Below are 22,581 nucleotides of genomic sequence, written 5' to 3'. Positions count from 1 at the left end.
CTACTTCTTTTCCGGCAGGGCAGGGAACTCGGCGTTGGACGGCGTGTTCGGCGCGTCCCAGCCTCGGTCCTTGGCGATCTGCGCACCGGCCAGCGTCTCCGGCGCCGCCGACGGGCCGTCGAGGTCGGCGTCGCGACCCTCGAAGAACCCGGCGAGCTGGAGCTCGGCCTGCTTGAAGTCGGTGAGCGGCGCGCCGCGCGTCGGGGCGGGCTTGTCCCCCGACTGCAACGCCTTCACGAGTCCCAGGGCCTTGTCCGGCGTCTGGTTGTCGTAGAACTCGTAGTTGACCTGGAGCACCGGGCCGAGGTCGCACGCCGCGAGGCACTCGGCGTGCTCCAGCGTGATCGAACCCTGCGTGCCGGGCTCGCCCGCGGTCTCCTCGTGGCCGACACCGAGGTGGCTCTTGAGCGTCGAGTAGATCTCGTCGCCGCCCAGGGCCGCGCACAGCGTGTTCGTGCACACGCTGACCAGGTGCTCACCGCACGGGCGGCGCTTGTACATCGTGTAGAACGTCGCGACCGCGCTGACCTCGGCCTCGCTCAGGTCGAGCTGTCCGGCGCAGAACCGGATGCCGTCCTGGGAGACGTAGCCCTCGACCGACTGCACGAGGTGCAGCATCGGGAGCAGCGCACTGCGGGCCTGCGGGTAGCGGGCGATGATCGCCTGCGCCCTGTCCACAGTGGACTGGTCGAACGTCGTGGTCTCTGGGGCCTGAGTCATCGGTCGCAACCACCCATCACCGGGTCGATCGAGGCGACGGACGCGATCACGTCGGCGACCATGCCGCCCTCGCACATCGCGGGCATCGACTGGAGGTTCACGAAGCTTGGTTCGCGCAGGTGCACGCGCATCGGCCTGGTGCCGCCGTCGGAGACGACGTGGTAGCCGAGCTCGCCGCGCGGCGACTCGACCGGCACGTAGACCTGGCCCGCCGGAACCTTGAAGCCCTCGGTCACCAGCTTGAAGTGGTGGATCAGGGACTCCATGGACTGGCCCATGATCTTGCGGACGTGCTCGAGCGAGTTGCCCATGCCGTCGCTGCCGATCGTGAGCTGCGCCGGCCACGCGATCTTCGCGTCCTCGACCATGACCGGACCGGTCGGCAGGCTCTTCACGACCTGCTTGATGATCCGCAGCGACTGGTGCATCTCCTCGAGACGCAGCAGGTACCGCGCGAAGCAGTCCGCCGCGTTCGAGGTCGGCACGTCGAACTGGTAGTTCTCGTAGCCGCAGTACGGCTCGATCTTGCGCAGGTCCCAGGCGAGGCCGGCGGAGCGCAGGATCGGGCCGGTGATGCCGAGCGCGAGGCACGCGTCGACGGGCAGGTAACCCACGCCCGCCATGCGGTTGCGCCAGATCGGCTGGCCGGTGAGCAGCTTGTCGTAGTCCGGCAGCCGCTTTTCCATGATCTTGACGAACGAGGTGATCTTCTCGACCGCGTCGTCCGGCAGGTCCTGCGCGAGACCGCCGGGACGGATGAACGCGTGGTTCATCCGCAGGCCGGTGAGGTGCTCCAGCAAGTGCAGAGCCTCTTCGCGCTCACGGAAGCCGGAGGTCATGCCGGTGAGGGCACCGAGCTCCATGCCGCCGGTGGCGAGCGCGACGAGGTGCGAGCTGATGCGGTTGATCTCCATCAGCAGCACGCGGATCGCCTGCGCCTTGTCCGGCACCGTGACGCCGAGCAGCTTCTCGACGCTCATGCAGTACGCGGCCTCGTGGTGCAGCGGCGCGAGGTAGTCGGTGCGCGTGATGAAGGTGACGCCCTGGACCCAGTTCCGGTACTCGAGGTTCTTCTCGATGCCGGTGTGCAGGTAGCCGATGACGCTGCGCGCGTGCGTGACCGTCTCGCCCTCGAGCTCCAGGACCAGGCGGAGCACGCCGTGGGTCGAGGGGTGCTGCGGGCCGAGGTTCATGACGATGCGCTCGTCGTGGACGGCGTCCGCGAGCACCTCGTCCCAGTCGCCGCCGGTCACCGTGTAGACGGTGCCCTCGGTGGTCTTCCGGGAGTCCGCGATCTCGGGGGTCTCCGGGGTCGCCTTGGTCTCGACGCTGTCACGCCCGGTACCGCTCGTGTCGGTGCCCGTGGTGACGTCGGAAAGCCGCTCGGTCATGAGTAGGACCGCCTCTGGTCCGGCGGAGGAATCTCCGCGCCCTTGTACTCCACCGGGATGCCACCCAGCGGGTAGTCCTTGCGCTGGGGGTGTCCGTCCCAGTCGTCCGGCATGAGGATGCGGGTCAGTCCGGGGTGACCGTCGTAGATGATCCCGAACATGTCCCAGGTCTCGCGCTCCTGCCAGTCCGCCGTCGGGTAGACCTCGACGAGGCTCGGCACGTGCGGGTTCTCGACGTCGACCGCGACCTCCAGCCGCACGCGGCGGCGGTACGTCATCGACGTGAGGTGCGTGACCGAGTGCAGGCGCTGCGGCACGTCGGCGCCGTAGTCCACACCGGACACCGAGCTGCAGAGCTCGAAGCGCAGCGCCGGGGTGTCGCGGAAGATCCGCGCGACCTCCAGCAGCGTCTCCGGCTTGAGGTAGAAGGTGATCTCGCCGCGGTCGACCGTCACCTGCTGCACCGTGTCGGCGGGCAGGCCCTTGTCCGCGATCGACGCGAACAGCTCGTCGGCGACCTCGTCGAACCAGCCACCGAACGGGCGCTCGGCGGGCGCGGAGACGTGGGCGGGCAGGCGCAGACCGCCGAAGCCCGACGTGTCACCGGAGCCGGTGACGCCGAAGAGGCCCTGGCGCTCGTGGCCGGCGAACAGCGGCGCCTTCGCCTTCGCGTCTGTCGGGTTGGTCTTCTCGAGGTCCTCTCCCGCGCGGTTGACGCTGGAGTGCTCTCCCCCTGGCTCGGTCACTTCTTCCTCGCAAAACGCTCGGACGACGGGATGAGATCGGTGCGGTAGCCCGAGTCGGCGAGCGCCTTGGCGCGCACGGCGCCCAGCGGCTCGTCCATGATCTTGGCGTGGATCTTGAGGATCGCGTCGATCAGCATCTCCGGCCGCGGCGGGCAGCCCGGCAGGTACATGTCGACGGGCACCACGTGGTCGACGCCCTGCACCACCGCGTAGTTGTTGAACATGCCGCCACTGCTGGCGCACACGCCCATGGCCAGCACCCAGCGCGGCTCGGGCATCTGGTCGTAGATCTGCCGCAGCACCGGCGCCATCTTGTTGGTGACGCGGCCGGCCACGATCATCAGGTCCGCCTGGCGCGGTGAGGCCCGGAAGACCTCCATGCCGAAGCGGGCCAGGTCGTACCGCGGCGCACCCGTCGTCATCATCTCGATGGCGCAGCAGGCCAGGCCGAAGGTGGCAGGCCAGAGCGAGGACTTGCGGGTCCAGTTGACCAGCTTCTCGACGCTGACCAGCAGGATGCCGTTCGGGAGCTTCTCCTCGAGACCCATGACTTCCTCAGTTCCAGTCGAGGCCGCCGCGACGCCACACGTAGACGTACGCGAAGCCGACCGTGGCGACGAACAGGACGATCTCCACCAGCCCGAACAGGCCGAGCTTGTCGGCCGCTACGGCGAACGGGTAGAGGAAGACCATTTCGATGTCGAACAAGATGAACAGCATCGCCGTCAGGTAGTAGGCGACGGGCATGCGCCCACCACCCACGACCGGCTGCGGGCTCGGCTCGATGCCGCACTCGTACGCGTCGAGCTTCGCCTTGTTGTAGCGGCGCGGTCCGATGTAGGGAGCCGCGGTCACCGAGAACAGTGCGAACGCCCCGGCGAGCGCGAACATCAATACGAGGGGGAGGTAAGGGTCAAGCACGCTCCGTCGTCCTTTCCTCGCGGTCGCCCGCACCCTAAGGGTGATGTTCTCCAGCGCGTTTGTTAGGCGAACCTAACAAACGCTTGTGAAACAGTTCACAAGCTTGTTCAGACTGTTGTGAAGTGATTCACAAGGTCGCCCGCCAGTGTAGAACGCCTGTAAATGACCTAGATCACAGGGTCTGACCTGGGGCTTTAACGTGGTGGACACATGCGAAACGGCACCGGCTCGTATTGAGCCGGTGCCGTCACCTAATCGGAGTAATTTACGCGCTGGGAGCGAGCTTCGTGGCGGCCACGATGAGGCGGTCCATTGAGTCGCCGTCCTTGGGGTCGTAGAGGCCCGCGAGGAGCTTGAGCACCAGTTTCATCAGGCGTTTCCGCGGCATTCCGTACTTCGTTGCGGTCCGCATGATCGCCGGGTTTCCGATGAGCTTCGAGAAGACGTTCCCGAGCCGGTAGTAACTGCCGAGCGCCTCTTCGATCCGGACCGGGTAGCCGTGCAGCGCCCGTTCACGGTTGACGCCGGTCCGCGCGAGTGCCTGAACGATCGACTCGGAGGCGATCCTGGCCGACTCCATGGCGTAGCCGATGCCCTCGCCGTTGAAGGGGTTGACCATGCCGCCGGCGTCGCCGACGAGCAGCAGGCCCGCCCGGTAGTGCGGCTTGCGGTTGAGGCCCATGGGGAGCGCGGCGCCGCCGATGCGGCTCGTCGCGTTCTCCTCGCGGAAGCCCCACTCCTCCGGGGTGCCGTCGAGCCAGGAGCGCAGGAGCTGGCGGTAGTCGGTGGTGCCGTAGGCCTTTGACGTGCTGAGAATGCCCAGGCCGACGTTCACGGTGCCGTCACCCATGCCGAAGATCCAGCCGTAGCCGGGGAGCAGCTTGCCGTCCGGCGCCCAGAGTTCGAGATGCGACTCGAGGTAGTCGTCCTTGGTGCGCGGGCTGTTGTAGTAGCGGCGAACCGCGACGCCCATGGGCTTGGCGTCGTCCTTCTGCAGGCCGATGCTCAGGGCCAGGCGCGCTGACACACCGTCACAACCGACGACGATCGGGGCTCGGTAGGTGACCGGGTTCTTTTCCGGTCCCTGCTTGGCTTCGACGCCGACGACCCGGCCGTTCTCGATGATGGCCTTGGTGACCGTGGTGTGCTCGTGCATGCGCGCACCGGCTGCCTTGGCCGCGTTCGCGAGCATCTCGTCGAAGTCCATGCGCGGACGCACGACGCCGTAGTTCGGGAACGTGGCCAGATCCGGCCAGTCCAGCTCCATCGTCACGCCGCCGCCGACCACGCGCAGGCCCTTGTTGTGCAGCCAGCCGTTGCTCTCGCGGGTGTCGATGCCCAGGTCGATGAGTTGCTTGACGCCTCGCGGGGTCAGGCCGTCGCCGCAGACCTTCTCCCTCGGGAAGGTGCTCTTCTCCAGGAGGAGGACGTCGAGGCCTGCCCTGGCCAGGTAGGTCGCCGCGGTCGAGCCCGCCGGTCCCGCCCCCACCACGATGACGTCGGCGTCCTCGTTGATCCCGCGCCTGCTCATCCAGACTCCCTGCGTGTACCGGTCACAGCTTCTGCTGGCGACTCTAACCGGACATTGCTGAGGGTCTTGGGGGCTGGGGGCGTGCGGGGCCTGGTTGCGTTGGCGGGCGGGGGCCGTGCGGGTTCCGTTGCGTGCGGGTCGTCGCGTTCCAGCGGGGTTGGTCGCGTTCCTGACGTTCCGTCGCCTTGCGAGGGTGCTTCCGCGGGTAGTGACGAAGTGCGGGGTTGCGATTGGGGCGCACCGCTACCCGGCGCCCTAGGTTCAGACGGCTCGCTTCGCGTCGCCACGCCAGGCCTCGTACGAGGTTGCCTTGCGTTGGCGGGCACCGGTTGGCACCGCGCGGGGCAGGTTGCGGTGGCTAGGTCCTGTTCCAGCGGAGGGGTCGCCGTGCGTGCGTGAGGTCACCTTGCGGGGGCGGACCTCAGGCCGTCGGCTCGGCTGCCTCGACTGCGTCTTCGGCCTTCGGCTTGGGCTTCGTCGCGCGGTGCAGGGCGACCATGCCGCCGGTCAGGTTGAACCAGGCCACGTCCTCCCAGCCCGCCTGCGAGATGAGCTCGCCGAGCGTGCGCTGGTCCGGCCACGTGGCCATGGATTCGGCCAGGTAGGAGTAGGCGACCGGGTTGCTCGACACGAACTTCGCGATGAGCGGGAGGAGTTTGAGCAGGTAGCGCATGTAGACGAAGCGGAACGGCTTCCAGACCGGGGTGGAGACCTCGCAGATCACCATGCGGCCGCCTGGCTTGGTGACCCTGGCCATCTCCTCGAGGGCTACGACCGTGTCGTTGAAGTTGCGGATGCCGAAGGAGACCGTGACCGCGTCGAACGAGTTGTCCTTGAAGGGCAGGCGGAGGGCGTCCGCGGCCACCTTCGGGACTGGGCGGTGGGCTCCTGAGGCGAGCATGCCCACGGAGAAGTCCGCCGCCACGCACCAGGCGCCTGACGCGGCGTACTCGACGGTCGAGACCGCGGTGCCCGCGGCGAGGTCCAACACCTTCTCGTTCGGGCGGGCGTCGAGGACTCGCCTGCTCCAGTCCCGCCAGCGGCGGTCGAAGCCCAGCGTCATGACCGAGTTCGTGCGGTCGTAGCCCTTGGCCACGCCGTCGAACATCTCGGCTACCTCGCGGGGGTTCTTGTCCAGGCCGGCTCGCGACATGACTAGAGACTAAGTCAGGCTCGCTGAGATCATCGTCAGGGCACCTTCAGGGCCGTCAGCATGCCGTCCACCGCCGCGTGCCACGGGTACTCCTCGGCTCTGGCTCGGGCAGCTTCCCGGGAGCCTGATGTGAGTAGGCGTTGGGCCGCGGAGGCGAAGGCCGGGGCGTCGTCGGAGACCGCGGCGCCGCAGGACGGTTGGACGATCTCCTTCAGAGCGCTGCTCTGGCTGACCACCACCGGGGTGCCGCTGGCCAGGGCTTCCAGTGCGGCCAGTCCGAACGTCTCGTGTGGACCCGGAGCCAGGGACAGGTCTGCTGAAGCCAGCAGGGAGGCCACGTCCAGGCGGGACTTCACGAAGCCGAGGAACGTCACGGGCAGGCCCGCCGCTCGCTTTTCCAGGGACGAGCGTCTCGGGCCTTCGCCGGCGATCACCAGGCGGGTGGAGTGGCCCTGTTCGTGCAGTTCGGCGAGGGTGTCGACCGAGCGTTCGACGTGTTTCTCCGGCGACAACCGTCCACAGTGGATCAGCAGGTTCTCCTTGTCCTGCAGGAGGTCTCGGCGGAGGTCTGCCGAGTGGCGGCTTGGGGTGAACGTCGCCAGGTCCACGCCCAGCGGGACCTGGGTCACGTTCGATGCGCCGATGCGTTCGAACTCCTCGCGGGCGAAACCTGTCGTGCAGACGACGGTGTCGTAGGAGGCGGCCATGCGGCGGTTCGCCCAGTCCGCGCCTCGTTCCGCCGGGGTTGTGGGCAGCACGAACTGGAGGAGGCGGTCCAGGCGTTCGTGGGAGATGACCACGTTCGGGATGTCTCGCTCGCTCGCCCACGCGCCCATGCCGCGCAGGGTCAGGCGGTCGGAGACCTCCAGGCGGTCTGGGCGCAGGTGTTCCATGAGGGTTTTGACGCGCCACGGGTCCACCACGCGGTAGCCGCCGGTGTACGGGATCTTCAGTGCCGGGAGGGTGATTCGGCGGACTCCGCCCGGCAGTTCCTCGTCGGCGTGGTGGGGGCCCGGCACGACGAGCACCACCTCGTGGCCCAGCTGCGCGTAGCCGGTGCCCAGGTGGTGCAGTGCCGTGCGGAGGCCGCCCGACTTGGGGCCGTAGAAGTTGGCGAGCTGCACGATTCTCAAGCGGCCGCCTGGTGAGTCAGTCCGATCACCGCGGCGTAGTGACCCATCAGCTCGTCGCAGATCGCCGGCCAGGTGCGGCTGAGCACCGACTTGCGGGCTGCGAGACCGAAGCGCTTGCGCCGCATCGGGTCGCGGAGCAGGTCCACGTACTGCGCGATGTCTTCTTCGAAGAGGTATCCGGTGCGGCCGTGGCGGACCAGGTCGCGCGGGCCGCCCGCGTTCGGCGCCAGCACCGGCAGGCCGGTCGCGAGGGCTTCCTGCACGGCCTGGCAGAACGTCTCGTGCGGGCCCGTGTGGATGAAGACGTCCAACGACGCGTAGGCCTCGGCCAGTTCGTGGCCGGTGCGGAAGCCCAGGAACTCGGCGTTCGGCATGTCCTTCTCGAGTTGCTCGCGGTCCGGGCCGTCGCCGACGATCCGCAGCTTCACGCCCGGCAGGTCGTGGAGTTCCTTCAGCCTCTGGACCTGCTTCTCCGGTGCCAGGCGGCCGACGTAGCCGATGGTGAGCTCGTCGTTGTGCCTGGGGCGCGGGTGGAAGAGGTCGAGGTCGACGCCGCGGGCCCACCGGTGCACGCGCGGCACGCCGTGCTGTTCCAGCGCTTCGACCGCCGAGCTCGACGGTGCCAGCGTGCGGTCCGCCAGCGTGTGCAGGCGTTTCGTCCACCGCCATGCCGCGCGCTTGGTGAGTCCGAGGCCGTAGTTGCCGGCGAACCCGGCGACGTCGGTCTGGTAGACCGCGACGGTCGGCACGTCGAGCTTGCGCGCGGCTCTGAGGCCGTACGCGCCCAGCACGAACGGCGACGCGAGGTGCACGACGTCGGGCTGGAAGTCGGCGAGCGCGTGCAGCACTCTCGGGCTGGGCACGCCGATGGGCAGACTGGTCACCATGGGCACGTCGACCGCCGACACTCTGACGACGGGCGTGCCGTGGTGCTCTTCCGCGCCGGCACCGGGCGCCACGACGAGCGCCTGATGGCCGTTGCGGCGCAGGTGCTCCAGCACGCGGAGCACGGAGTTGGTGACGCCGTTCACCTGAGGCAGGAAGCTCTCGGTCACGATCGCTACTCGCACAGGGACACCATGAGGTGCCCGCATGAAGTCCGCGTGACCTCAGATTTGACGTGGACGGAACACCTCACGTCGTGGCCAGGTGATCGTCATTTCGTCATCTGTGCTTAGGTTCCCGGACATCCGACGCGGTGAAACTAGGCCAGCATGACCGTCTTGTCGTCCCGTCCCGCCCAGCCGGTCGACCCCGGCCTGGTGTCCATCGCGCTGGAAGTGGCCGGTCGCCTGGCGAACGACGCTTCGGACGTCATCATGGCCACCGCAGGCCGAGGCGTGCGTCCCGACTCCGGCGAGTCACCGTTCGACTGGGTCACCGACACCGACCGCACCCTGGAACGCCACACCCGGCGCGTGCTCACCAAGGAGTTCCCCTCGATCCCGGTGTTCTGCGAGAACTCCGACGACGGGAACGCACCCACCGACTCGGAGTTCCGCTGGGTCGTCGACCCGGTCGACGGCACCGCGAACTACACGGCGGGCATGCCCTGGTGTGCCTACAGCCTGGCGTTGGTGGACCGCTGGGGCCCGGTGGTCGGGGTCGTCGCCGACCCGTACCGCTCGCAGATCTACGCCGCCGCCCGCGGCCGTGGCATGCGTGCGAACGGCACACCGATCCGCCTGACCGAACGCCAAGGCGACTCTCTTGTCGTGTGCACCGAGATGACGCGCACCGGTCCGTGGGCCGGCATGGGCGAGTTCATCTCCACAGCCGCGACAGCGGGCACGGGCGTGCGCGTTCTCGGCTCGAAATGCCTGGCCGTCGCACAAGTGGCGCTGGGACACGTCGCAGCGGCCGTGCTGCACGGCTACCACGAGTGGGACGTCGCCGGTGCGGTGTCATTGGCCGTGGAGTCGGGTGCGGTCGTGCTCGACAGACGCGGCGAGGGCGCCCAACTGCCCGTCGACGGACTACTGGTCGCCGCTCCCGAGGCAGCCGACGAGGTGCTGGGCTGGTGGCAGTCCGCGCTTCAGGTCGACAGCTGAGGAAGCTGCTTCTCGAGCATCTCGAGATGCGTGCGCGCCTCGTCCAGTTCGGGGTGGTCGAACATCTGCAACGCCACCCGCCCGACCTCGTTCTCGAACTGGTGGAAGTCGTGCGAAGCCCTGAGCAACCGCTGGTAGATCGGGTGCTGCCGGTCCACAGAGCCGAGCGCCCGCCCGAGCTGCGCGATGCCCCGCACGTCGTCGAGTTCCCTGGTCAGCTGCTCGCTGATCCGCTCCAGCCAGTCCTTGGCCGCCGACTTCGGCACGGTCTGGACCGCCGCGGCGACCCTGCGCGTGGACGCGGCGCAGCGTTCGACCAGATCGGACCACATGTCGTAGGGCTGCTGCGGGACCGGCGGGTGCATCGGCCTGGGCATCTGTCTGGGCATCTGCCGCGGCTGCTGGACGGAGCGGCGGATGAAGCCGATACCGGTGCCGACGACCGCGCCGGGGATGGCGCCGATCATGAAGGAGACGACCATGACCGCGAGGATCGTGATGATGGTCGAGGACGGCGGTTTGTCGCTGGGGACCGTCATGTCGATGAACGTGACGAGGGCGCCCATCAGCAGGGTGCCGATTGCGGCACCCCAGAGAGCTGAGCGGACGACGATCCCCATGACACTGATCGTGCCATGTTCATCGCCCGTTCGTGGTCCGTCTGAGACCGCAAGCTGCGTTTTGTCCGTGCTACTGTTCTTCTTGTCGGTTCCAATAGGAGCCGGAAGTGGACCCGGTTCACCGTCCGGACGGTCGGTTGCCGGGTTTCGCGCTTTCTGGGCACTGGTCAAGTTTCACCACCGCGTCGAGCATCGGTTGGACGCGCTGCCGCCAGTCACCTCCCGCTCCGAAGCACCACGCGAGCGCGTCGCTCGCCCACAGGACAGGATCCTCGGCCGGCCTCAAGTGCTCGTAGGCGAACGGTTCGTCCACCTTCTCCAGCGTTACCGCGAGCGTCTGCCGATCCCGGACGTCCTGGTGCGCACAGCTCTCGATCGCCAGCCGAGCGACTCCGAGCTCCTGAAGCCAAGTCGCCGCAGCGGACAGGCAAAGCTGGCGAGCACGAATGTCATCCGAATCGCGAACAGTCCACACCGCTGCGCGCAGACCCATCTCACGCAGCCGGGAGACGAGTTCCCGCCTTCGGGAGTCGCTTTCCTTCTTGAAGTGGACGCGACGCTGGCCGGGCCTGACCAACCGGCGTAGCGCGGAACGGACCGCATCCAGTTCACGCGGCCGAACAACGACCGCGACCACGAGATACGTCGCACCTCGACGCGACTCGTCCAAAAATCCATGCCACATGGACCATATGGTCTCAAAGGAGTAACGAGCTGCTCCGTTCAGGCGTCGAAGTCGACCGTTACGCACTCACTGGTCGGCAACGCCTGACAGGTCAGCACGAACCCGGCGGCCACCTCGGACTCGTCGAGCGCGTAGTTGCGGCGCATCTCGACGCTGCCCTCGGTCACCAGCGCCCGGCACGTGCCGCACACCCCGCCCTTGCAGGCGAACGGCAGGTCGGCGCGGACGCGTTGGGCCGCGTCCAGGATCGCCTCGTCTGCCGGTAGCGGCAGCGTGGTCGACTTGCCGTCCAGCACGACCGTGACCGAGGCCGCGGCGTCCACGACGGCTTCCGTGCGGCGTGGTGGGGGCGGTGGCTCGTCCACGTAGAAGAGTTCGTGGTGCATGCGGTCGGGAGCAACGCCGCGATCGCGCAGCACGGCCGTGGCGTCCTGCACCATCTCGTAGGGGCCGCACAGCCACCACTCGTCAATGGCGTCGAACGGGACGACGCTGCCGAACAGGGCCGTCAGCTTCGTGGCGGTCAGGCGGCCGGTGAACAGTTCCACGTCTCGCGGTTCGCGGGACAGGACGTGGATCAGCTGGAACGTGGCCGGGTAGCGGTCCTTCAGGTCGGCCAGCTCGTCGGCGAACATCACCGTGTTCGTGCTGCGGTTGCCGTACATCAGGGTCACTCGGGCGCCGGTGGCCAGGACGGTCGCGGCGATCGACAGGGCCGGGGTGATGCCGGAGCCCGCGACGACCAGGCCGTGGTGGGTGCCGACGCCGGTCGGGGTGAACTTGCCCAGCGGGGGCAGGACCTCGATCACGTCACCTGGGACGAGCCGGTCCACGAGCCACGTCGAGAACTGGCCGCCATCCACTCGGCGCACGCCGATGCGCGGGGCGGCGCCGGTGGGGGCGCAGATCGAGTACGAGCGGCGTTCGTCGCCCTGGCGCAGGGTCAGGTACTGGCCCGCGGCGAAGGCGAACTCGTCCGCGAGGTCCCCTGGCACGTCGAACGTGACGGCCACGGCGTCGTCGCAGAGGCGGTCGACCTGGGCGACCGTGAGCTTGTGGAAGGCGGCCGCCCGCCTTCCGTTCTTGGGCGCCAACTCAGATCTCCTTGACGTGCTCGAACGGTTCGGCGCAGGCGTGGCAGCGGCGCAGGGCCTTGCACGCGGTGGAGCCGAACCGTGAAATCTCCGAGGTGTTCAGCGAGCCGCACTGCGGGCACGCGACCTGCCGTGACGGTGGCACGAGGTTGAGCGGGATCGGGCCCGCCACTGTGGGACCGATTCGGGACGGTGGCGCGATGCCGGCCTGAGAAAGCTTCTCCCGGCCCTCGTCACTGATCCAGTCCGTGGTCCAGGCCGGAGAGAGCGAAAGACGTACCTCGACCTCGGCGTAGCCGGCGCCGACGAGCGATCGACGCAGGTCAGCGCCCATCTCGTCGATCGCGGGACAGCCTGAGTAGGTCGGGGTGATGGTGACGACGACGCGACCGTCCTGTTCGGAGACCTCGCGGAGCACGCCGAGGTCCGCGAGCGTGAGGACCGGGAGTTCCGGGTCCCGCACGGCCGACGCGACCTCCAGTGCCGTCGTCACCAGACCGCTCCCGGCAGCGAACGGTGCAGGTGCTGCATCTCGGCCAGCAGGAAGCCCATGGCCTCGGTGTGCACGCCGTCGCGGCCCGCCATACCCGCGACACGGGCGGCACGGGTGTCCTTGGGACGCGTGAGGCCTGCGGCGCTGAGCACCGCTTCCAGTACACCGTCCACTTCGGACCGCAGCGAGGCCGGGTCGACGGCGACGCCCTGAAGCGCGGCTTCGACCGAGTGCGTCGCGAACAGCTCGTCGACGAACGGCCACACGCGTTCCAGGCCCACCTGCATGCGGCGGTGCGACTCGTCGGTGCCGTCGCCGAGGCGAACGGTCCACTGGGCGGCGTGGTCGCGGTGGTAGGCCAGCTCCTTGAGGCCCTTCTCTGCGATCGCGGCGAGCACCGGGTCGGCCGAGCCTCGCAGGCGGGAGAAGAGCGCGAGACGCCACGACGAGAACACCAGCAGGCGCGCGATGGTCGTCGCGAAGTCGCCGCCGGGACCTGGGCCGCAGTCGATCTCGGCCAGGTGCACGTTGCGGAACTCGCGTTCGTCGCGCAGGTAGGCCAGGGCGTCCTCGTCCCGGCCGAGCACCTCGCCGGCGCGCGTGAGCAGCATGCGGGCCTGGCCGAGCAGGTCCAGCGCGATGTTGGCGAGCGCGATGTCCTCTTCCAGCTCAGGAGCGCGCGAGCACCACTCCGAGAGACGCTGCGAGAAGATCAACGCGTCGTCGCCGAGCATCAGGCAGTAGGCGGCGAGAGCGTCCTTGTCGACCCCGGCGGGGAACTCGCGGTTGACGCCGGACAGGGCCTCCGAGAAGCCCGTTCCGAACGCCCAGTGCGCATCTTCGTGCCCCAGCAAAGACTCGTACGCGTTGTCGAAGCTCATAGGTGCGGCACGTCCTCGGGAATCGCGTAGAACGTCGGGTGCCGGTAGACCTTGTCCCCCGCGGGCGCGAAGAACGGGTCCTTCTCGTCCGGCGAGGACGCGGTGATCTCCGTCGCGGGCACCACCCAGATCGACACACCCTCGTTGCGGCGCGTGTAGACGTCACGGGCGTTGCGCAGCGCCATCTCCGCGTCCGGCGCGTGCAGCGAACCGACGTGCACGTGGTTCAGCCCGCGCTTGCCGCGCACGAACACTTCCCACAGCGGCCAAGACGTGCTCACGCGGCACCTTCCTTACGTGCGTGCTTCTGGGCGTGCGCGGCCGCGGCTTCACGGACCCACGCACCGTCCTCGTGGGCCTTGCGGCGGTGGGCGATGCGCTGCTCGTTGCAGACGCCTCCACCCTTGACGACCTGCCAGAACTCGTCCCAGTCCGGCTGACCGAAGTCGTACTCGCCGCGCTCTTCGTTCCACTTGAGCTCGGGGTCCGGGAAGGTCACGCCGAGCTTCTCGGCCTGCGGCATGCTCATGTTCACGAACTTCTGCCGCAGCTCGTCGTTGGTGTCGCGCTTGATCCGCCACGCCATGGACTGCTCGGTGTTCGTCGACTCGGCGTCCGGCGGGCCGAACATCATCAGCGCGGGCCACCACCAGCGGTTCACCGAGTCCTGCACCATGTCGCGCTGCTGCTGGGTGCCGCTCATCATCGTCATCAGCAGCTCGTAGCCCTGACGCTGGTGGAACGACTCTTCCTTGCAGATGCGGATCATGGCGCGCGCGTACGGCCCGTAGGAAGTGCGGCACAACGGCACCTGGTTGCAGATCGCGGCGCCGTCCACCAGCCAGCCGATCACGCCGACGTCGGCGAACGTGAGCGTCGGGTAGTTGAAGATCGAGGAGTACTTCTGGCGGCCCTCGATGAGCTTGGTCGTCAGGTCCTCGCGGTCGGCGCCGAGCGTCTCCGTCGCCGAGTACAGGTACAGGCCGTGACCCGCCTCGTCCTGCACCTTCGCGAGCAGGATCGCCTTGCGGCGCAGCGAGGGCGCGCGGCTGATCCAGTTGCCCTCCGGCTGCATCCCGATGATCTCGGAGTGCGCGTGCTGGGCGATCTGCCTGATCAGGGTCTTGCGGTAGCCGTCGGGCATCCAGTCGCGCGGTTCGATGCGCGATTCGGACCGCACGGTGCGCTCGAAGCGCAGCTCCAGGTCATCCGCCATGCCCCGATGTTACACCCGGACGCCGAATCTGCGTAGAACTGTCACAACGGCGGCGATGACGATCCAGATGGACACGAGGAAGGTTCCAACGGGAAGCAGGCTCAGCGTCGCGGTCCGGCCGGCGACGCGCGTGAGTTCGGGGTTCGTCTGGTCGTACTCGACCCGCACGTTGTCCCCGACCTTCAGCCCGTCCGGGTACAGCACGCCCTGGGACGGGATGATCACGCGCCCGTCGGGTGTGGCGTAGCGCACAACGGTCCGGTTGAAGGACACGGAGTCGACCTGCGCGACCGCCTGCCCCATCGACCGCTCGATGGCCACGTCATCACGCCAGCACGCGATCGGCAGAAGCACGCAAACGAGCGTGATCACGCCACCGACGACGAACAAAGCCCTGCAAACCGCACGGCGGACGCGTACACCGCGGGGCGACTTGGTCACTGCGTCCTCCACCACAACTGAGAAGTCTAGAGCCGGGCGGATGCCGCGCTTTCAGGTTGAGGTCCATACAGTCAAAGAGTGACCTCAGCACCGACATCGCGAGCACGGCAGCGAATCCGCGTCCGGTCGAAGCGGGACACCGCCGGTGACCTGCTCGGAATGCTGCCCGACCCGGAGCGCGCGCTCGCGTGGGTGCGCGACGGGTCCGGTCTGGTCGGCTGGGGCGAGGCGGCACGGCTGGAGGTCAGCGGCCCGGACAGGTTCGCGCAGGCCGACAAGTGGTGGCAGGAGTTCGTGTCGCACCTCGACGTGGACGACGAACTGGGCGTACCGGGCAGCGGCCCCGTGGCGTTCGTCTCGATGGCCTTCGCCGACTCGCCCGGCGACTCGGTGCTGATCGTGCCCGAGGTGGTCGTCGGCCGCCGCAACGGCGAGCAGTGGGTCACCACGATCGGCGCCTCGGACCCCGCGCCGCTGGTCACGCCGCTGTCGCGACCTTCCACCGTGCGGTACTCCAACGGACAGCTGCCGGTCACGCAGTACCGCGAGGCCGTTCGTGAAGCCGTGCACCGGATGCGCGGCGGCGAGCTGGACAAGGTGGTGCTGGCCCACGACCTGGTAGCTCGCACCGACCGGCGCCTGGACCAGCGGTTCGTGCTGCAGGGCCTGGCCCGCCGCTATCCCGAGTGCTGGGCCTACGCCGTGGACGGCCTGGTCGGCGCCACGCCCGAACTGCTGCTGCGCCGGACCGGATCGGTCGTGGACTCGCGGGTGCTGGCCGGGACCACCTGGCCGCACGACGGGGTGTCGGACGAAGAGCTCGCTTCGGCGTTGATGTCGTCGGAGAAGAACCTCGAGGAACACGACTACGCGATCACCTCTCTCGCGGAGACGTTGCGGCCCTTTTGCACGACCATGTCCGTCGAAGGACCCTCGGTTCTGCGGCTACCCAACGTGTCGCACCTGTCTTCGGACGTCATCGGGACGTTGGAGTCGTCCGTGTCGTTGCTGCACCTCGGCGAGGCCGTGCATCCAACTGCCGCCGTGGGTGGGACGCCTCGGCTGGACGCGACTCAGCTGATCTCGCAGCTGGAGGGGATGGATCGCGGCCGGTACGCCGGGCCCGTGGGGTGGATCGACGGGAACGGGGACGGGGAGCTCGGAATCGCTCTGCGTTGCGCGCAGATCTCGGGGTCGACGGCTCGGTTGTTCGCCGGATGTGGGCTGGTGGCCGACTCGGATCCCGACATCGAGGTGCAGGAGGCGCACGCCAAGATGCGGCCTATGCGTGAGGCCCTTGAAGGGCTTTAGCAACGAAGGCCGCTTTGCCGTTCGTGTACGCCTCACGGTCGTGACCGCTTTGTTGACTTAGTCGGCGTTTCAGGTCTTCGTAGGCTTGCGCTCGTTCTTTGTCGTTTCTCAGCGCGTCTCGAAAGCGGATCTGGTCGGTCCACCTCGGGTGACCTGCCTGGATCAGGTGCAGGTGCGCTTCTCGCCGTTGGTTGGTGGCGTCCGGTTTGACGAAGAAGCGGCGCCACGGGCGGTTGTCGAGTTCCTTGGGCACGTAGGACCAGCCGGCTGCGGCCAGGAGATCGGACGCGTTGGCCGTGACGGTGTCCAGGTCGGTCACCGAGGCCATTCACCGAAGCTATGACTTGGACCTATTCCACGATACGGGCTCGTTCGGGTGAAAACGGTGACCACGCGCCGAACCACTGCTCGGCGCCGTACTCCTCGAACCGGTCCACCTCGATGAACCCCAGCTTCGCCACGAGGCGAAGCGAGGCTCGGTTGGCGAGTTGGGTCGACAGCACCACCGGCTCGCCAGGGTGCGCGGCGGTGAACCAGTCGAGTGCCGCCGCACACGCCTCGGCCGCGTACCCGTGGCCCCACGAGTGCGGCAGGAACATGTAGCCGAGCTCGGCCTCCCCCGCGTCCGGCCAGACTCGGCCCTTGCGACCGGGGTCGCGCCGGTCGAACGTGATCATGCCGATCATCGTGCCGTCGAGTTCGACCACGAAGAAGCCGAAGCGCCGTCCTGGCACCTCGGGCGCGGTGCGTTCCAGCTCGTCGCGCGGTTGGGCGCCGCCGATGTAGGTGCCGACCTCCGGTGAGGCGAACAGGTCGACGAACGCCGGTCGGTCGCGAGCCTCCGACTGGCGGAGCACGAGCCGCTCGGTCTTGATCGGCTCGGGTGGCCAGGCCACGGGTCCAGGTCGGTCACGGTCTGCGGTCAAGGCCCCTCCACATGCTGACGCAGGGGTCCCCCTGAGTTGGGAACCCCTGCGTCATAACGTACTCAGCCGGTCTGACAGTCCGGCATCACTTGTGCGCGAACTACTTGTGCGCGTCCAGCAGTTCGTGGGTCAGCTGGATCTTGGCGCGCGACTTCGGCTCCGCGGCCTTGTCCGAAGCAACGGACAAGGACTTCGAGGCGGCGTCCGCCGGACGTCCGGGCGCCTCGGCCGGCTTGCCCTTCGTGAACAGCCACGTCTGGAACAGCTGGTCGAGCTGCTGGCCGGAGACCCGCTCCGCCAGCGCGATGAACTCCTCGATCGTGGCGTCCGAGTACTTCTTCTCCGCGGTCCAGGTCTTCAGGATCTCGAAGAACTTCTCGTCGCCCACGGCCACGCGCAGGGCGTGCACGGCCAGCGCGCCGCGGTCGTAGACGGCGCCGTCGAACACCGCGCCGGCACCGGGGTCGCCGGGCAGGACGTTCCAGAACTCGCTGTCGGCCGGGTACAGGTCGTAGGTGAAGTCGGCGTTCTCCTGCGCCGTGCCCTCACCGACGTGCTCGGACCAGAGGAACTCCGCGTAGGAGGCGAAGCCCTCGTTCAGCCAGATGTCCCGCCAGTGGTGGACCGAGACCGCATCGCCGAACCACTGGTGGCCCAGTTCGTGCGCGACGACGTAGGTGTTGGCGCCGCGGCGGAAGAAGCCCGTGTCGTAGGTCGGGCGGGTCTGGTTCTCCAGCGCGTAGCCGAGGTTCGGGGTGGCGACGCCGCCCTGCGCCTCGAACGGGTACGGGCCGAAGTTCTCCGACAGGAACTCGATGACCTCTGGCGTGCGCTCGATGCTCGCCTTGGCCGCGTCGGCGTTCTCGCCGAGGCGCTCGGAGTAGGCGTTGACGTACGGCTGGCCGGAGGGCGTGGTGCCCTGGCGGAGCTCGAACTGGCCGATGGTCAGGAACGTCAGGTACGTCGCCTGCGGCTTGGTGCTGCGCCAGTTCCAGCGGGTGTAGCCGTTGATCTGGCGGGTCTGGCCGATGAAGGTGCCGTTCGAGATCGCCTCGACGCCGTTCGGGACGGCGACGTTGACGTCGAAGGTGGCCTTGTCGGTGGGGTGGTCGTTGGACGGGAACCACCAGGAGGCGATCTCCGGCTCACCGATGGCCAGGGCGCCGTCGGGGGTCTTCGTCCACGCCGTGAAGCCGTTGCGGTCCTTCACCGTCGACGGGCTGTCGGCGTAGGTGACGACGATCGTGAGGTCCTGGCCCTTGCGGACGCCGCCGCGCGGGGTGAGCGTGAGCTCGCCCTCGTCGGAGACGAACGAGGCCGGCACGTTGTTCACGCGGACCGACTTCACCTTGAGCAGGAAGTCGAGGTTGAACTGCGTGAGGTCCTGGGTGGCCTTGGCCAGGATCGTCGTGGTGCCCGAGAGCTGGTCGCCCGTCGGGTTGTAGTTGAGCCTGATGTCGTAGTGGGAGACGTCGTACCCGCCGTTGCCGTACGTCGGGAAGTACGGGTCGCCGGCTCCGGGAGCACCCGGAGACGCCGCGAGGGCCGTCCCCGCGAAGAACGTAATCGCGGCCGCGGACGCCACCGCGGCCGTCGTCTTTGATCTGATCGACATGCGGCGGACGCTATCCACACGATCATGGACGAACTACCGACTTACGTATGTTTCCTACCTGGTGAAAACGATTGACACCGTCGACTTGAGACGTTGGTGCAACGCGCGCAGTTCGTCACGTTTTGCCTGCACTTCGACCACTTGGAGGCCCTTCGGTGACGCAATCGCGCTACGGAACTCCTCCTGGCCGTCCACTGTGGAGTGCGGAATTCGGTAGCCCGCGCACAAAGCGGTCAGATCAGTCCCGTGCGGGGTGCCGAAAATCCTTTCGAAACTTCCGCCGTACTCAGGTGCGCCTTGTTCCAGCAATGAAAAGATCCCGCCCCCGTCGTCGTTGAGCACGACGATCGTCAGGTCCGGCACCCGGTCGGCCAGCAGGCCGTTGCTGTCGTGCAGGAACGTCAGGTCGCCCATCAGCGCGAACGCCGGCCCGTCGTGGTTCAGGGCGAGCCCGATGGCCGTGGACACGCTTCCATCGATACCCGCGGCACCCCGGTTGGCGTGCACGGCGATGTCCGAACGCCGTTCGCCCGCGAAGTCGACGTCGCGGATCGGGTTGGACGAGCCCACGAACAGCAGCGAACCCGGCGGCATCGCCTGCGTCAGGTCACGCGCGACGTGCAGACCGGTCGGCCACGGCTCGGCGTCCAGGAGGTCGTCGACGGCCGCGCTGACGTTCTTCACCGTGCTCTGCCACGACTGCGACCACTCGTCGTCGAGCGCGGCGGGCTCCGGCAGCCAGGTCGACGCGCGCGTGGCGGTGAACTGGACGTCCGGCCACTGCGCCTGGTCACCGACGGCGTGCACGATTGGAGTGCTTCCCAGCAGCGCCTGCTGCCCCCTCGAAAGAGTGACGCGACCCACGACGAGCACAGCATCGGGCTTCAGATGCTCCGGCAGGCCCGCGTTGAGCAGCAACGACCCGTGCCGCAGGCCACCGGGCGCGGTCGGCTCCGCGATCACCGGCCACCCCAGCGCAGAGGCCTTCAACAGCCGTTCCGGACGGTCGTCGCCGAGCAGCACCAGAGTGCGGGCCGGCAGCGAGGACGGCCTGGTCTCGACGGTGAACGTGCGGTCCGTCTCCGTCCACGGGCCGCGGTCCGACGAGGGCCAGAGATCGTCGGACGGTGTGAGCGGCGGCCGGAAAGGCACGTTGACGTGCGACGGGCCGTCCGCGGCGATCGCACGGCAGATCAACGACCGCGTGGTGGGCTCGTCGGCGCCCTCCGGCATGTGCAGCGTCGGGATGCCGAGGACGTCGTACTGGTTGATCGTCTGGCTGGAGCCGGTGCGGTAGAGGTCGACCGGGCGGTCGGCCGTCAGCGCGATCAGCGGCACGTTCGTGAGCTGCGCCTCGATGACGGCCGGGTGCAGGTTCGCGACAGCGGTGCCGCTGGTGCACGTCACCACGGCCGGTTCGCCGGTCTTGGCGAGGCCCAGGGCGAGAAAGCCGCCACTGCGCTCGTCGATGCGCACGTGCACCGTGAGCAGGCCTTTGTGCTCGGCCTGGTGCAGCGCGAACGACAGCGGGGCGTTGCGCGAACCGGGGCACAGCACGACGTGACGCACGCCGTTGCGCACCAGTTCGTCGACGATCACCCTCGCCTGCGTCGTGGACGGGTTCATCCCTCAATTGTCACCGGGACACCTGAGAGGTCGCCCGCTGGTCTCGGTCCTGGGCGCTTAGAGTCTCTCGCGTGGCAGATCAGGAGCTCTTCGACCCGTCGTTGTGGAAGCCGATCGAGGGCTTCGACTTCACCGACATCACCTACCACCGGGCGCTCGACCAGGGCACGGTCCGCATCGCGTTCAACCGGCCGGAGGTGCGCAACGCGTTCCGGCCGCACACGGTGGACGAGCTGTACCGGGCACTGGACCACGCGCGGATGTCGTCGGACGTCGGGTGTGTGCTGCTGACCGGCAACGGCCCCAGCGCCAAGGACGGCGGCTGGGCCTTCTGCAGTGGTGGTGACCAGCGGATTCGTGGTCGCAGCGGCTACCAGTACGCCTCCGGTGAGACGGCGGAGAGCGTGGATCCGGCACGTGCGGGGCGGTTGCACATCCTGGAGTGCCAGCGGCTGATCAGGTTCATGCCGAAGGTCGTCATCGCGGTCGTTCCCGGCTGGGCGGCAGGTGGCGGGCACAGCCTGCACGTCGTGTGCGACCTCACGATCGCGAGCGCGGAGCACGCGAAGTTCAAGCAGACCGACGCGGACGTCGGCTCGTTCGACGGCGGCTACGGGTCGGCCTATCTCGCCCGGCAGGTCGGGCAGAAGTTCGCCCGCGAGATCTTCTTCCTCGGCCGCACGTACTCCGCCGAGGACATGTTCAAGATGGGCGCGGTCAACGAGGTCGTGCCGCACGCCGAGCTGGAGACCACGGCGCTGCAGTGGGCGCGCGAGATCAACGGCAAGTCGCCGACCGCCCAGCGGATGCTCAAGTACGCGTTCAACCTGATCGACGACGGTCTGGTGGGACAGCAGATCTTCGCGGGCGAGACGACCAGGCTCGCCTACATGACCGACGAGGCCGTCGAGGGACGGGACTCGTTCCTGGAGAAGCGCGACCCCGACTGGTCCAACTACCCGTACTACTTCTGAGCAGGTAGAACATGCTCGACGAACTGCGCGCGGCCCTGCAGGGCGGCGACCCGCTGGTGGACGGACCGCTCGACGGCTGGGAGAAGCGGGCCGTGCTCGGCGTGCCGACCTCCGGGTCGACGGGCGAGCCGAAGACGGTGCTGCTCGACGCGGACGCGCTGACGACGTCCGCCCAGGCCACGCACGAACGCCTCGGCGGGCCCGGAACGTGGCTGCTGGCGCTGCCCACCGACCACATCGCCGGGGTGCAGGTGCTGGTGCGGTCGATCGTCGCCGGCACGGATCCCGGTGTGCTCGACATGTCGAAGGGCTTCCGCGCCATGGGTTTCGCGCACGCCGCGCGGCCGGTGCTGGACGAGCCGGGACGCCACTACACCGCTTTGGTGCCCACGCAGCTCTCGCGGCTCGTCGTGGGCGAGGGGCCGGGGCTGGAGGCGCTGCGGCAGTTCGACGGCGTGCTGATCGGCGGGGCCGCCACCCCGCCGAAGCTGCTGGAGCAGGCGCGCGCGCTCGGCGTGCAGGTCGTGACGACGTACGGCATGAGCGAGACGGCCGGCGGGTGCGTGTACGACGGCGAACCGTTGCGGGACGTCTCGTTGCGCACCGACGACGTGATCGAGATCAGCGGTCCGGTGCTGGCGCTGGGGTACCGAGGCAGCGCGGAACCGTTCGGCGAGTGGTTCCGCACCGGCGATCTCGGGCGGCTGCGCGAGGGACGGCTGGAGGTGCTGGGCCGCGCGGACGACGTCATCGTCACGGGTGGCGAGAAGGTGCCTCCGGTGCTGGTCGAACGGGCCCTGGCGACCGTCGAGGGCGTGCTGGAGGCGTGTGTCGTCGGCATTCCGGACGACGAATGGGGTCAGGTCGTGGCCGCCGTGGTCGTCGCACGCGGCGAGGAGCCTTCGGTCGACGATCTGAAGGCCGCCGTGACGCGGGACGTGAGCCGGGCGGCGGCGCCGAAGCTGGTGCGGTTCGTGTCCGAGCTGCCGTTGCGCGGGCCGGGCAAGGTCGACAGGACAGCCGTCGCGAACGCTTTTAGGTCATGAGCTCGTC

The 22,581-nt window shown here is 68.3% G+C and carries 25 protein-coding genes; 4 read left to right on the top strand and 21 right to left on the bottom strand.

Annotated elements, in window-relative coordinates:
- The 9 genes from nuoE to OG205_RS35395 form a co-directional block, all read right to left on the bottom strand.
- Positions 1-720, bottom strand: a complete 720-nt coding sequence (nuoE, locus tag OG205_RS35435) for an NADH-quinone oxidoreductase subunit NuoE (protein WP_330272253.1) — start codon at positions 718-720, stop codon at positions 1-3.
- Positions 717-2,111 carry an NADH-quinone oxidoreductase subunit D gene (locus OG205_RS35430; RefSeq protein ID WP_330272252.1) on the bottom strand — a complete coding sequence of 465 codons (1,395 nt, stop codon included), beginning with the start codon at positions 2,109-2,111 and terminating at the stop codon, positions 717-719. The genes nuoE and OG205_RS35430 overlap by 4 nt, the downstream gene beginning before the upstream one ends.
- Complete coding sequence (locus OG205_RS35425) at positions 2,108-2,857, bottom strand: NADH-quinone oxidoreductase subunit C (RefSeq protein ID WP_330272251.1); 750 nt, start codon at positions 2,855-2,857, stop codon at positions 2,108-2,110. Before OG205_RS35425 ends, OG205_RS35430 begins: the two co-directional genes overlap by 4 nt.
- Complete coding sequence (locus OG205_RS35420) at positions 2,854-3,405, bottom strand: NuoB/complex I 20 kDa subunit family protein (protein WP_330272250.1); 552 nt, start codon at positions 3,403-3,405, stop codon at positions 2,854-2,856. Before OG205_RS35420 ends, OG205_RS35425 begins: the two co-directional genes overlap by 4 nt.
- Positions 3,406-3,412: 7 nt before the next feature.
- A complete protein-coding gene (locus OG205_RS35415) occupies positions 3,413-3,778 on the bottom strand; it encodes an NADH-quinone oxidoreductase subunit A (RefSeq protein WP_030478224.1) in 366 nt (121 codons plus the stop codon).
- Between the two features lie 265 nt (positions 3,779-4,043).
- Entirely contained in the window at positions 4,044-5,309 is a 1,266-nt protein-coding gene (locus OG205_RS35410) for a geranylgeranyl reductase family protein (protein ID WP_330272249.1), read from the bottom strand.
- A gap of 421 nt (positions 5,310-5,730) precedes the next feature.
- On the bottom strand, positions 5,731-6,462 hold the full coding sequence (locus tag OG205_RS35405) for a demethylmenaquinone methyltransferase (RefSeq protein ID WP_330272248.1): 732 nt from the start codon (positions 6,460-6,462) through the stop codon (positions 5,731-5,733).
- Positions 6,463-6,497: 35 nt separating this feature from the next.
- Positions 6,498-7,595, bottom strand: coding sequence for a glycosyltransferase (locus tag OG205_RS35400; protein ID WP_330272247.1), 1,098 nt, complete (start codon positions 7,593-7,595; stop codon positions 6,498-6,500).
- Entirely contained in the window at positions 7,592-8,665 is a 1,074-nt protein-coding gene (locus OG205_RS35395) for a glycosyltransferase family 4 protein (RefSeq protein WP_330272246.1), read from the bottom strand. Before OG205_RS35395 ends, OG205_RS35400 begins: the two co-directional genes overlap by 4 nt.
- A gap of 144 nt (positions 8,666-8,809) precedes the next feature.
- Between OG205_RS35395 and OG205_RS35390 the strand changes: the two genes are divergently transcribed.
- A complete protein-coding gene (locus tag OG205_RS35390) occupies positions 8,810-9,646 on the top strand; it encodes an inositol monophosphatase family protein (protein WP_330272245.1) in 837 nt (278 codons plus the stop codon).
- Here OG205_RS35390 and OG205_RS35385 read toward each other — a convergent pair.
- From OG205_RS35385 to OG205_RS35350, 8 genes are all read right to left on the bottom strand, one after another.
- Positions 9,631-10,266 carry a hypothetical protein gene (locus OG205_RS35385; protein WP_330272244.1) on the bottom strand — a complete coding sequence of 212 codons (636 nt, stop codon included), beginning with the start codon at positions 10,264-10,266 and terminating at the stop codon, positions 9,631-9,633. The two genes, OG205_RS35390 and OG205_RS35385, sit on opposite strands and share 16 nt — an antisense overlap.
- A 118-nt stretch (positions 10,267-10,384) precedes the next feature.
- Positions 10,385-10,903: a hypothetical protein gene (locus OG205_RS35380; protein WP_330272243.1), complete on the bottom strand. Its 519-nt coding sequence runs from the start codon at positions 10,901-10,903 to the stop codon at positions 10,385-10,387.
- An 86-nt stretch (positions 10,904-10,989) separates the two neighbouring features.
- The gene (paaE, locus tag OG205_RS35375) at positions 10,990-12,045 is read right to left on the bottom strand and encodes a 1,2-phenylacetyl-CoA epoxidase subunit PaaE (RefSeq protein ID WP_330272242.1); all 1,056 of its coding nucleotides are present in this window, start codon (positions 12,043-12,045) and stop codon (positions 10,990-10,992) included.
- Between the two features lies 1 nt (position 12,046).
- The gene (gene paaD / locus OG205_RS35370; protein ID WP_330272241.1) at positions 12,047-12,538 is read right to left on the bottom strand and encodes a 1,2-phenylacetyl-CoA epoxidase subunit PaaD; all 492 of its coding nucleotides are present in this window, start codon (positions 12,536-12,538) and stop codon (positions 12,047-12,049) included.
- Positions 12,535-13,419 (bottom strand): 1,2-phenylacetyl-CoA epoxidase subunit PaaC, encoded by an 885-nt coding sequence (paaC, locus tag OG205_RS35365; protein WP_330272240.1) that lies wholly within the window; start codon positions 13,417-13,419, stop codon positions 12,535-12,537. Before paaC ends, paaD begins: the two co-directional genes overlap by 4 nt.
- Positions 13,416-13,700: a 1,2-phenylacetyl-CoA epoxidase subunit PaaB gene (gene paaB / locus OG205_RS35360; RefSeq protein ID WP_090065945.1), complete on the bottom strand. Its 285-nt coding sequence runs from the start codon at positions 13,698-13,700 to the stop codon at positions 13,416-13,418. Before paaB ends, paaC begins: the two co-directional genes overlap by 4 nt.
- Positions 13,697-14,635 (bottom strand): 1,2-phenylacetyl-CoA epoxidase subunit PaaA, encoded by a 939-nt coding sequence (gene paaA / locus OG205_RS35355; RefSeq protein ID WP_330272239.1) that lies wholly within the window; start codon positions 14,633-14,635, stop codon positions 13,697-13,699. Before paaA ends, paaB begins: the two co-directional genes overlap by 4 nt.
- Positions 14,636-14,644: 9 nt before the next feature.
- Positions 14,645-14,989 carry a DUF3592 domain-containing protein gene (locus OG205_RS35350; RefSeq protein WP_442916628.1) on the bottom strand — a complete coding sequence of 115 codons (345 nt, stop codon included), beginning with the start codon at positions 14,987-14,989 and terminating at the stop codon, positions 14,645-14,647.
- A gap of 165 nt (positions 14,990-15,154) precedes the next feature.
- On the opposite strand from OG205_RS35350, the gene OG205_RS35345 reads away from it, so the two are divergent.
- Positions 15,155-16,387, top strand: a complete 1,233-nt coding sequence (locus tag OG205_RS35345) for an isochorismate synthase (protein WP_330272237.1) — start codon at positions 15,155-15,157, stop codon at positions 16,385-16,387.
- On the opposite strand, the gene OG205_RS35340 is transcribed toward OG205_RS35345, so the two are convergent.
- From OG205_RS35340 to menD, 4 genes are all read right to left on the bottom strand, one after another.
- Positions 16,359-16,715 carry a GrpB family protein gene (locus OG205_RS35340; protein ID WP_330272236.1) on the bottom strand — a complete coding sequence of 119 codons (357 nt, stop codon included), beginning with the start codon at positions 16,713-16,715 and terminating at the stop codon, positions 16,359-16,361. The genes OG205_RS35345 and OG205_RS35340 overlap by 29 nt on opposite strands.
- A 22-nt stretch (positions 16,716-16,737) precedes the next feature.
- Positions 16,738-17,283 carry a GNAT family N-acetyltransferase gene (locus OG205_RS35335; protein WP_330272235.1) on the bottom strand — a complete coding sequence of 182 codons (546 nt, stop codon included), beginning with the start codon at positions 17,281-17,283 and terminating at the stop codon, positions 16,738-16,740.
- A 130-nt stretch (positions 17,284-17,413) separates the two neighbouring features.
- Positions 17,414-18,928 carry a M1 family metallopeptidase gene (locus OG205_RS35330; protein ID WP_330272234.1) on the bottom strand — a complete coding sequence of 505 codons (1,515 nt, stop codon included), beginning with the start codon at positions 18,926-18,928 and terminating at the stop codon, positions 17,414-17,416.
- A 54-nt stretch (positions 18,929-18,982) separates the two neighbouring features.
- Positions 18,983-20,554, bottom strand: coding sequence for a 2-succinyl-5-enolpyruvyl-6-hydroxy-3-cyclohexene-1-carboxylic-acid synthase (gene menD, locus OG205_RS35325; protein ID WP_330272233.1), 1,572 nt, complete (start codon positions 20,552-20,554; stop codon positions 18,983-18,985).
- A 71-nt stretch (positions 20,555-20,625) separates the two neighbouring features.
- Here menD and OG205_RS35320 point away from each other — a divergent pair, with 71 nt between their 5' ends.
- Both OG205_RS35320 and menE read left to right on the top strand, forming a co-directional pair.
- Positions 20,626-21,528, top strand: a complete 903-nt coding sequence (locus tag OG205_RS35320) for a 1,4-dihydroxy-2-naphthoyl-CoA synthase (RefSeq protein WP_330272232.1) — start codon at positions 20,626-20,628, stop codon at positions 21,526-21,528.
- 11 nt (positions 21,529-21,539) lie between these two features.
- Complete coding sequence (menE, locus tag OG205_RS35315; protein WP_330272231.1) at positions 21,540-22,574, top strand: o-succinylbenzoate--CoA ligase; 1,035 nt, start codon at positions 21,540-21,542, stop codon at positions 22,572-22,574.
- Positions 22,575-22,581 lie beyond the last annotated feature (7 nt).

The organism is Lentzea sp. NBC_00516 (assembly GCF_036346835.1).
GTDB classification, from domain to species: Bacteria; Actinomycetota; Actinomycetes; order Mycobacteriales; family Pseudonocardiaceae; genus Lentzea; species Lentzea sokolovensis.
The sequence above is the reverse complement of the archived record's forward strand: the minus strand, read 5'-3'. Positions and strand labels throughout refer to the sequence as shown.

What these genes read in the sequence shown, in the direction of transcription:
- nuoE (WP_330272253.1), bottom strand. Translation starts at nt 720, where the DNA reads ATGACTCAGGCCCCAGAGACCACGACGTTCGACCAGTCCACTGTGGAC.
- OG205_RS35430 (WP_330272252.1), bottom strand. Translation starts at nt 2,111, where the DNA reads ATGACCGAGCGGCTTTCCGACGTCACCACGGGCACCGACACGAGCGGT.
- OG205_RS35340 (WP_330272236.1), bottom strand. Translation starts at nt 16,715, where the DNA reads ATGGCCTCGGTGACCGACCTGGACACCGTCACGGCCAACGCGTCCGAT.
- OG205_RS35420 (WP_330272250.1), bottom strand. Translation starts at nt 3,405, where the DNA reads ATGGGTCTCGAGGAGAAGCTCCCGAACGGCATCCTGCTGGTCAGCGTC.
- menE (WP_330272231.1), top strand. Translation starts at nt 21,540, where the DNA reads ATGCTCGACGAACTGCGCGCGGCCCTGCAGGGCGGCGACCCGCTGGTG.
- OG205_RS35410 (WP_330272249.1), bottom strand. Translation starts at nt 5,309, where the DNA reads ATGAGCAGGCGCGGGATCAACGAGGACGCCGACGTCATCGTGGTGGGG.
- paaC (WP_330272240.1), bottom strand. Translation starts at nt 13,419, where the DNA reads ATGAGCTTCGACAACGCGTACGAGTCTTTGCTGGGGCACGAAGATGCG.
- OG205_RS35330 (WP_330272234.1), bottom strand. Translation starts at nt 18,928, where the DNA reads ATGTCGATCAGATCAAAGACGACGGCCGCGGTGGCGTCCGCGGCCGCG.
- paaA (WP_330272239.1), bottom strand. Translation starts at nt 14,635, where the DNA reads ATGGCGGATGACCTGGAGCTGCGCTTCGAGCGCACCGTGCGGTCCGAA.
- OG205_RS35405 (WP_330272248.1), bottom strand. Translation starts at nt 6,462, where the DNA reads ATGTCGCGAGCCGGCCTGGACAAGAACCCCCGCGAGGTAGCCGAGATG.
- OG205_RS35390 (WP_330272245.1), top strand. Translation starts at nt 8,810, where the DNA reads ATGACCGTCTTGTCGTCCCGTCCCGCCCAGCCGGTCGACCCCGGCCTG.
- menD (WP_330272233.1), bottom strand. Translation starts at nt 20,554, where the DNA reads ATGAACCCGTCCACGACGCAGGCGAGGGTGATCGTCGACGAACTGGTG.
- OG205_RS35385 (WP_330272244.1), bottom strand. Translation starts at nt 10,266, where the DNA reads ATGGGGATCGTCGTCCGCTCAGCTCTCTGGGGTGCCGCAATCGGCACC.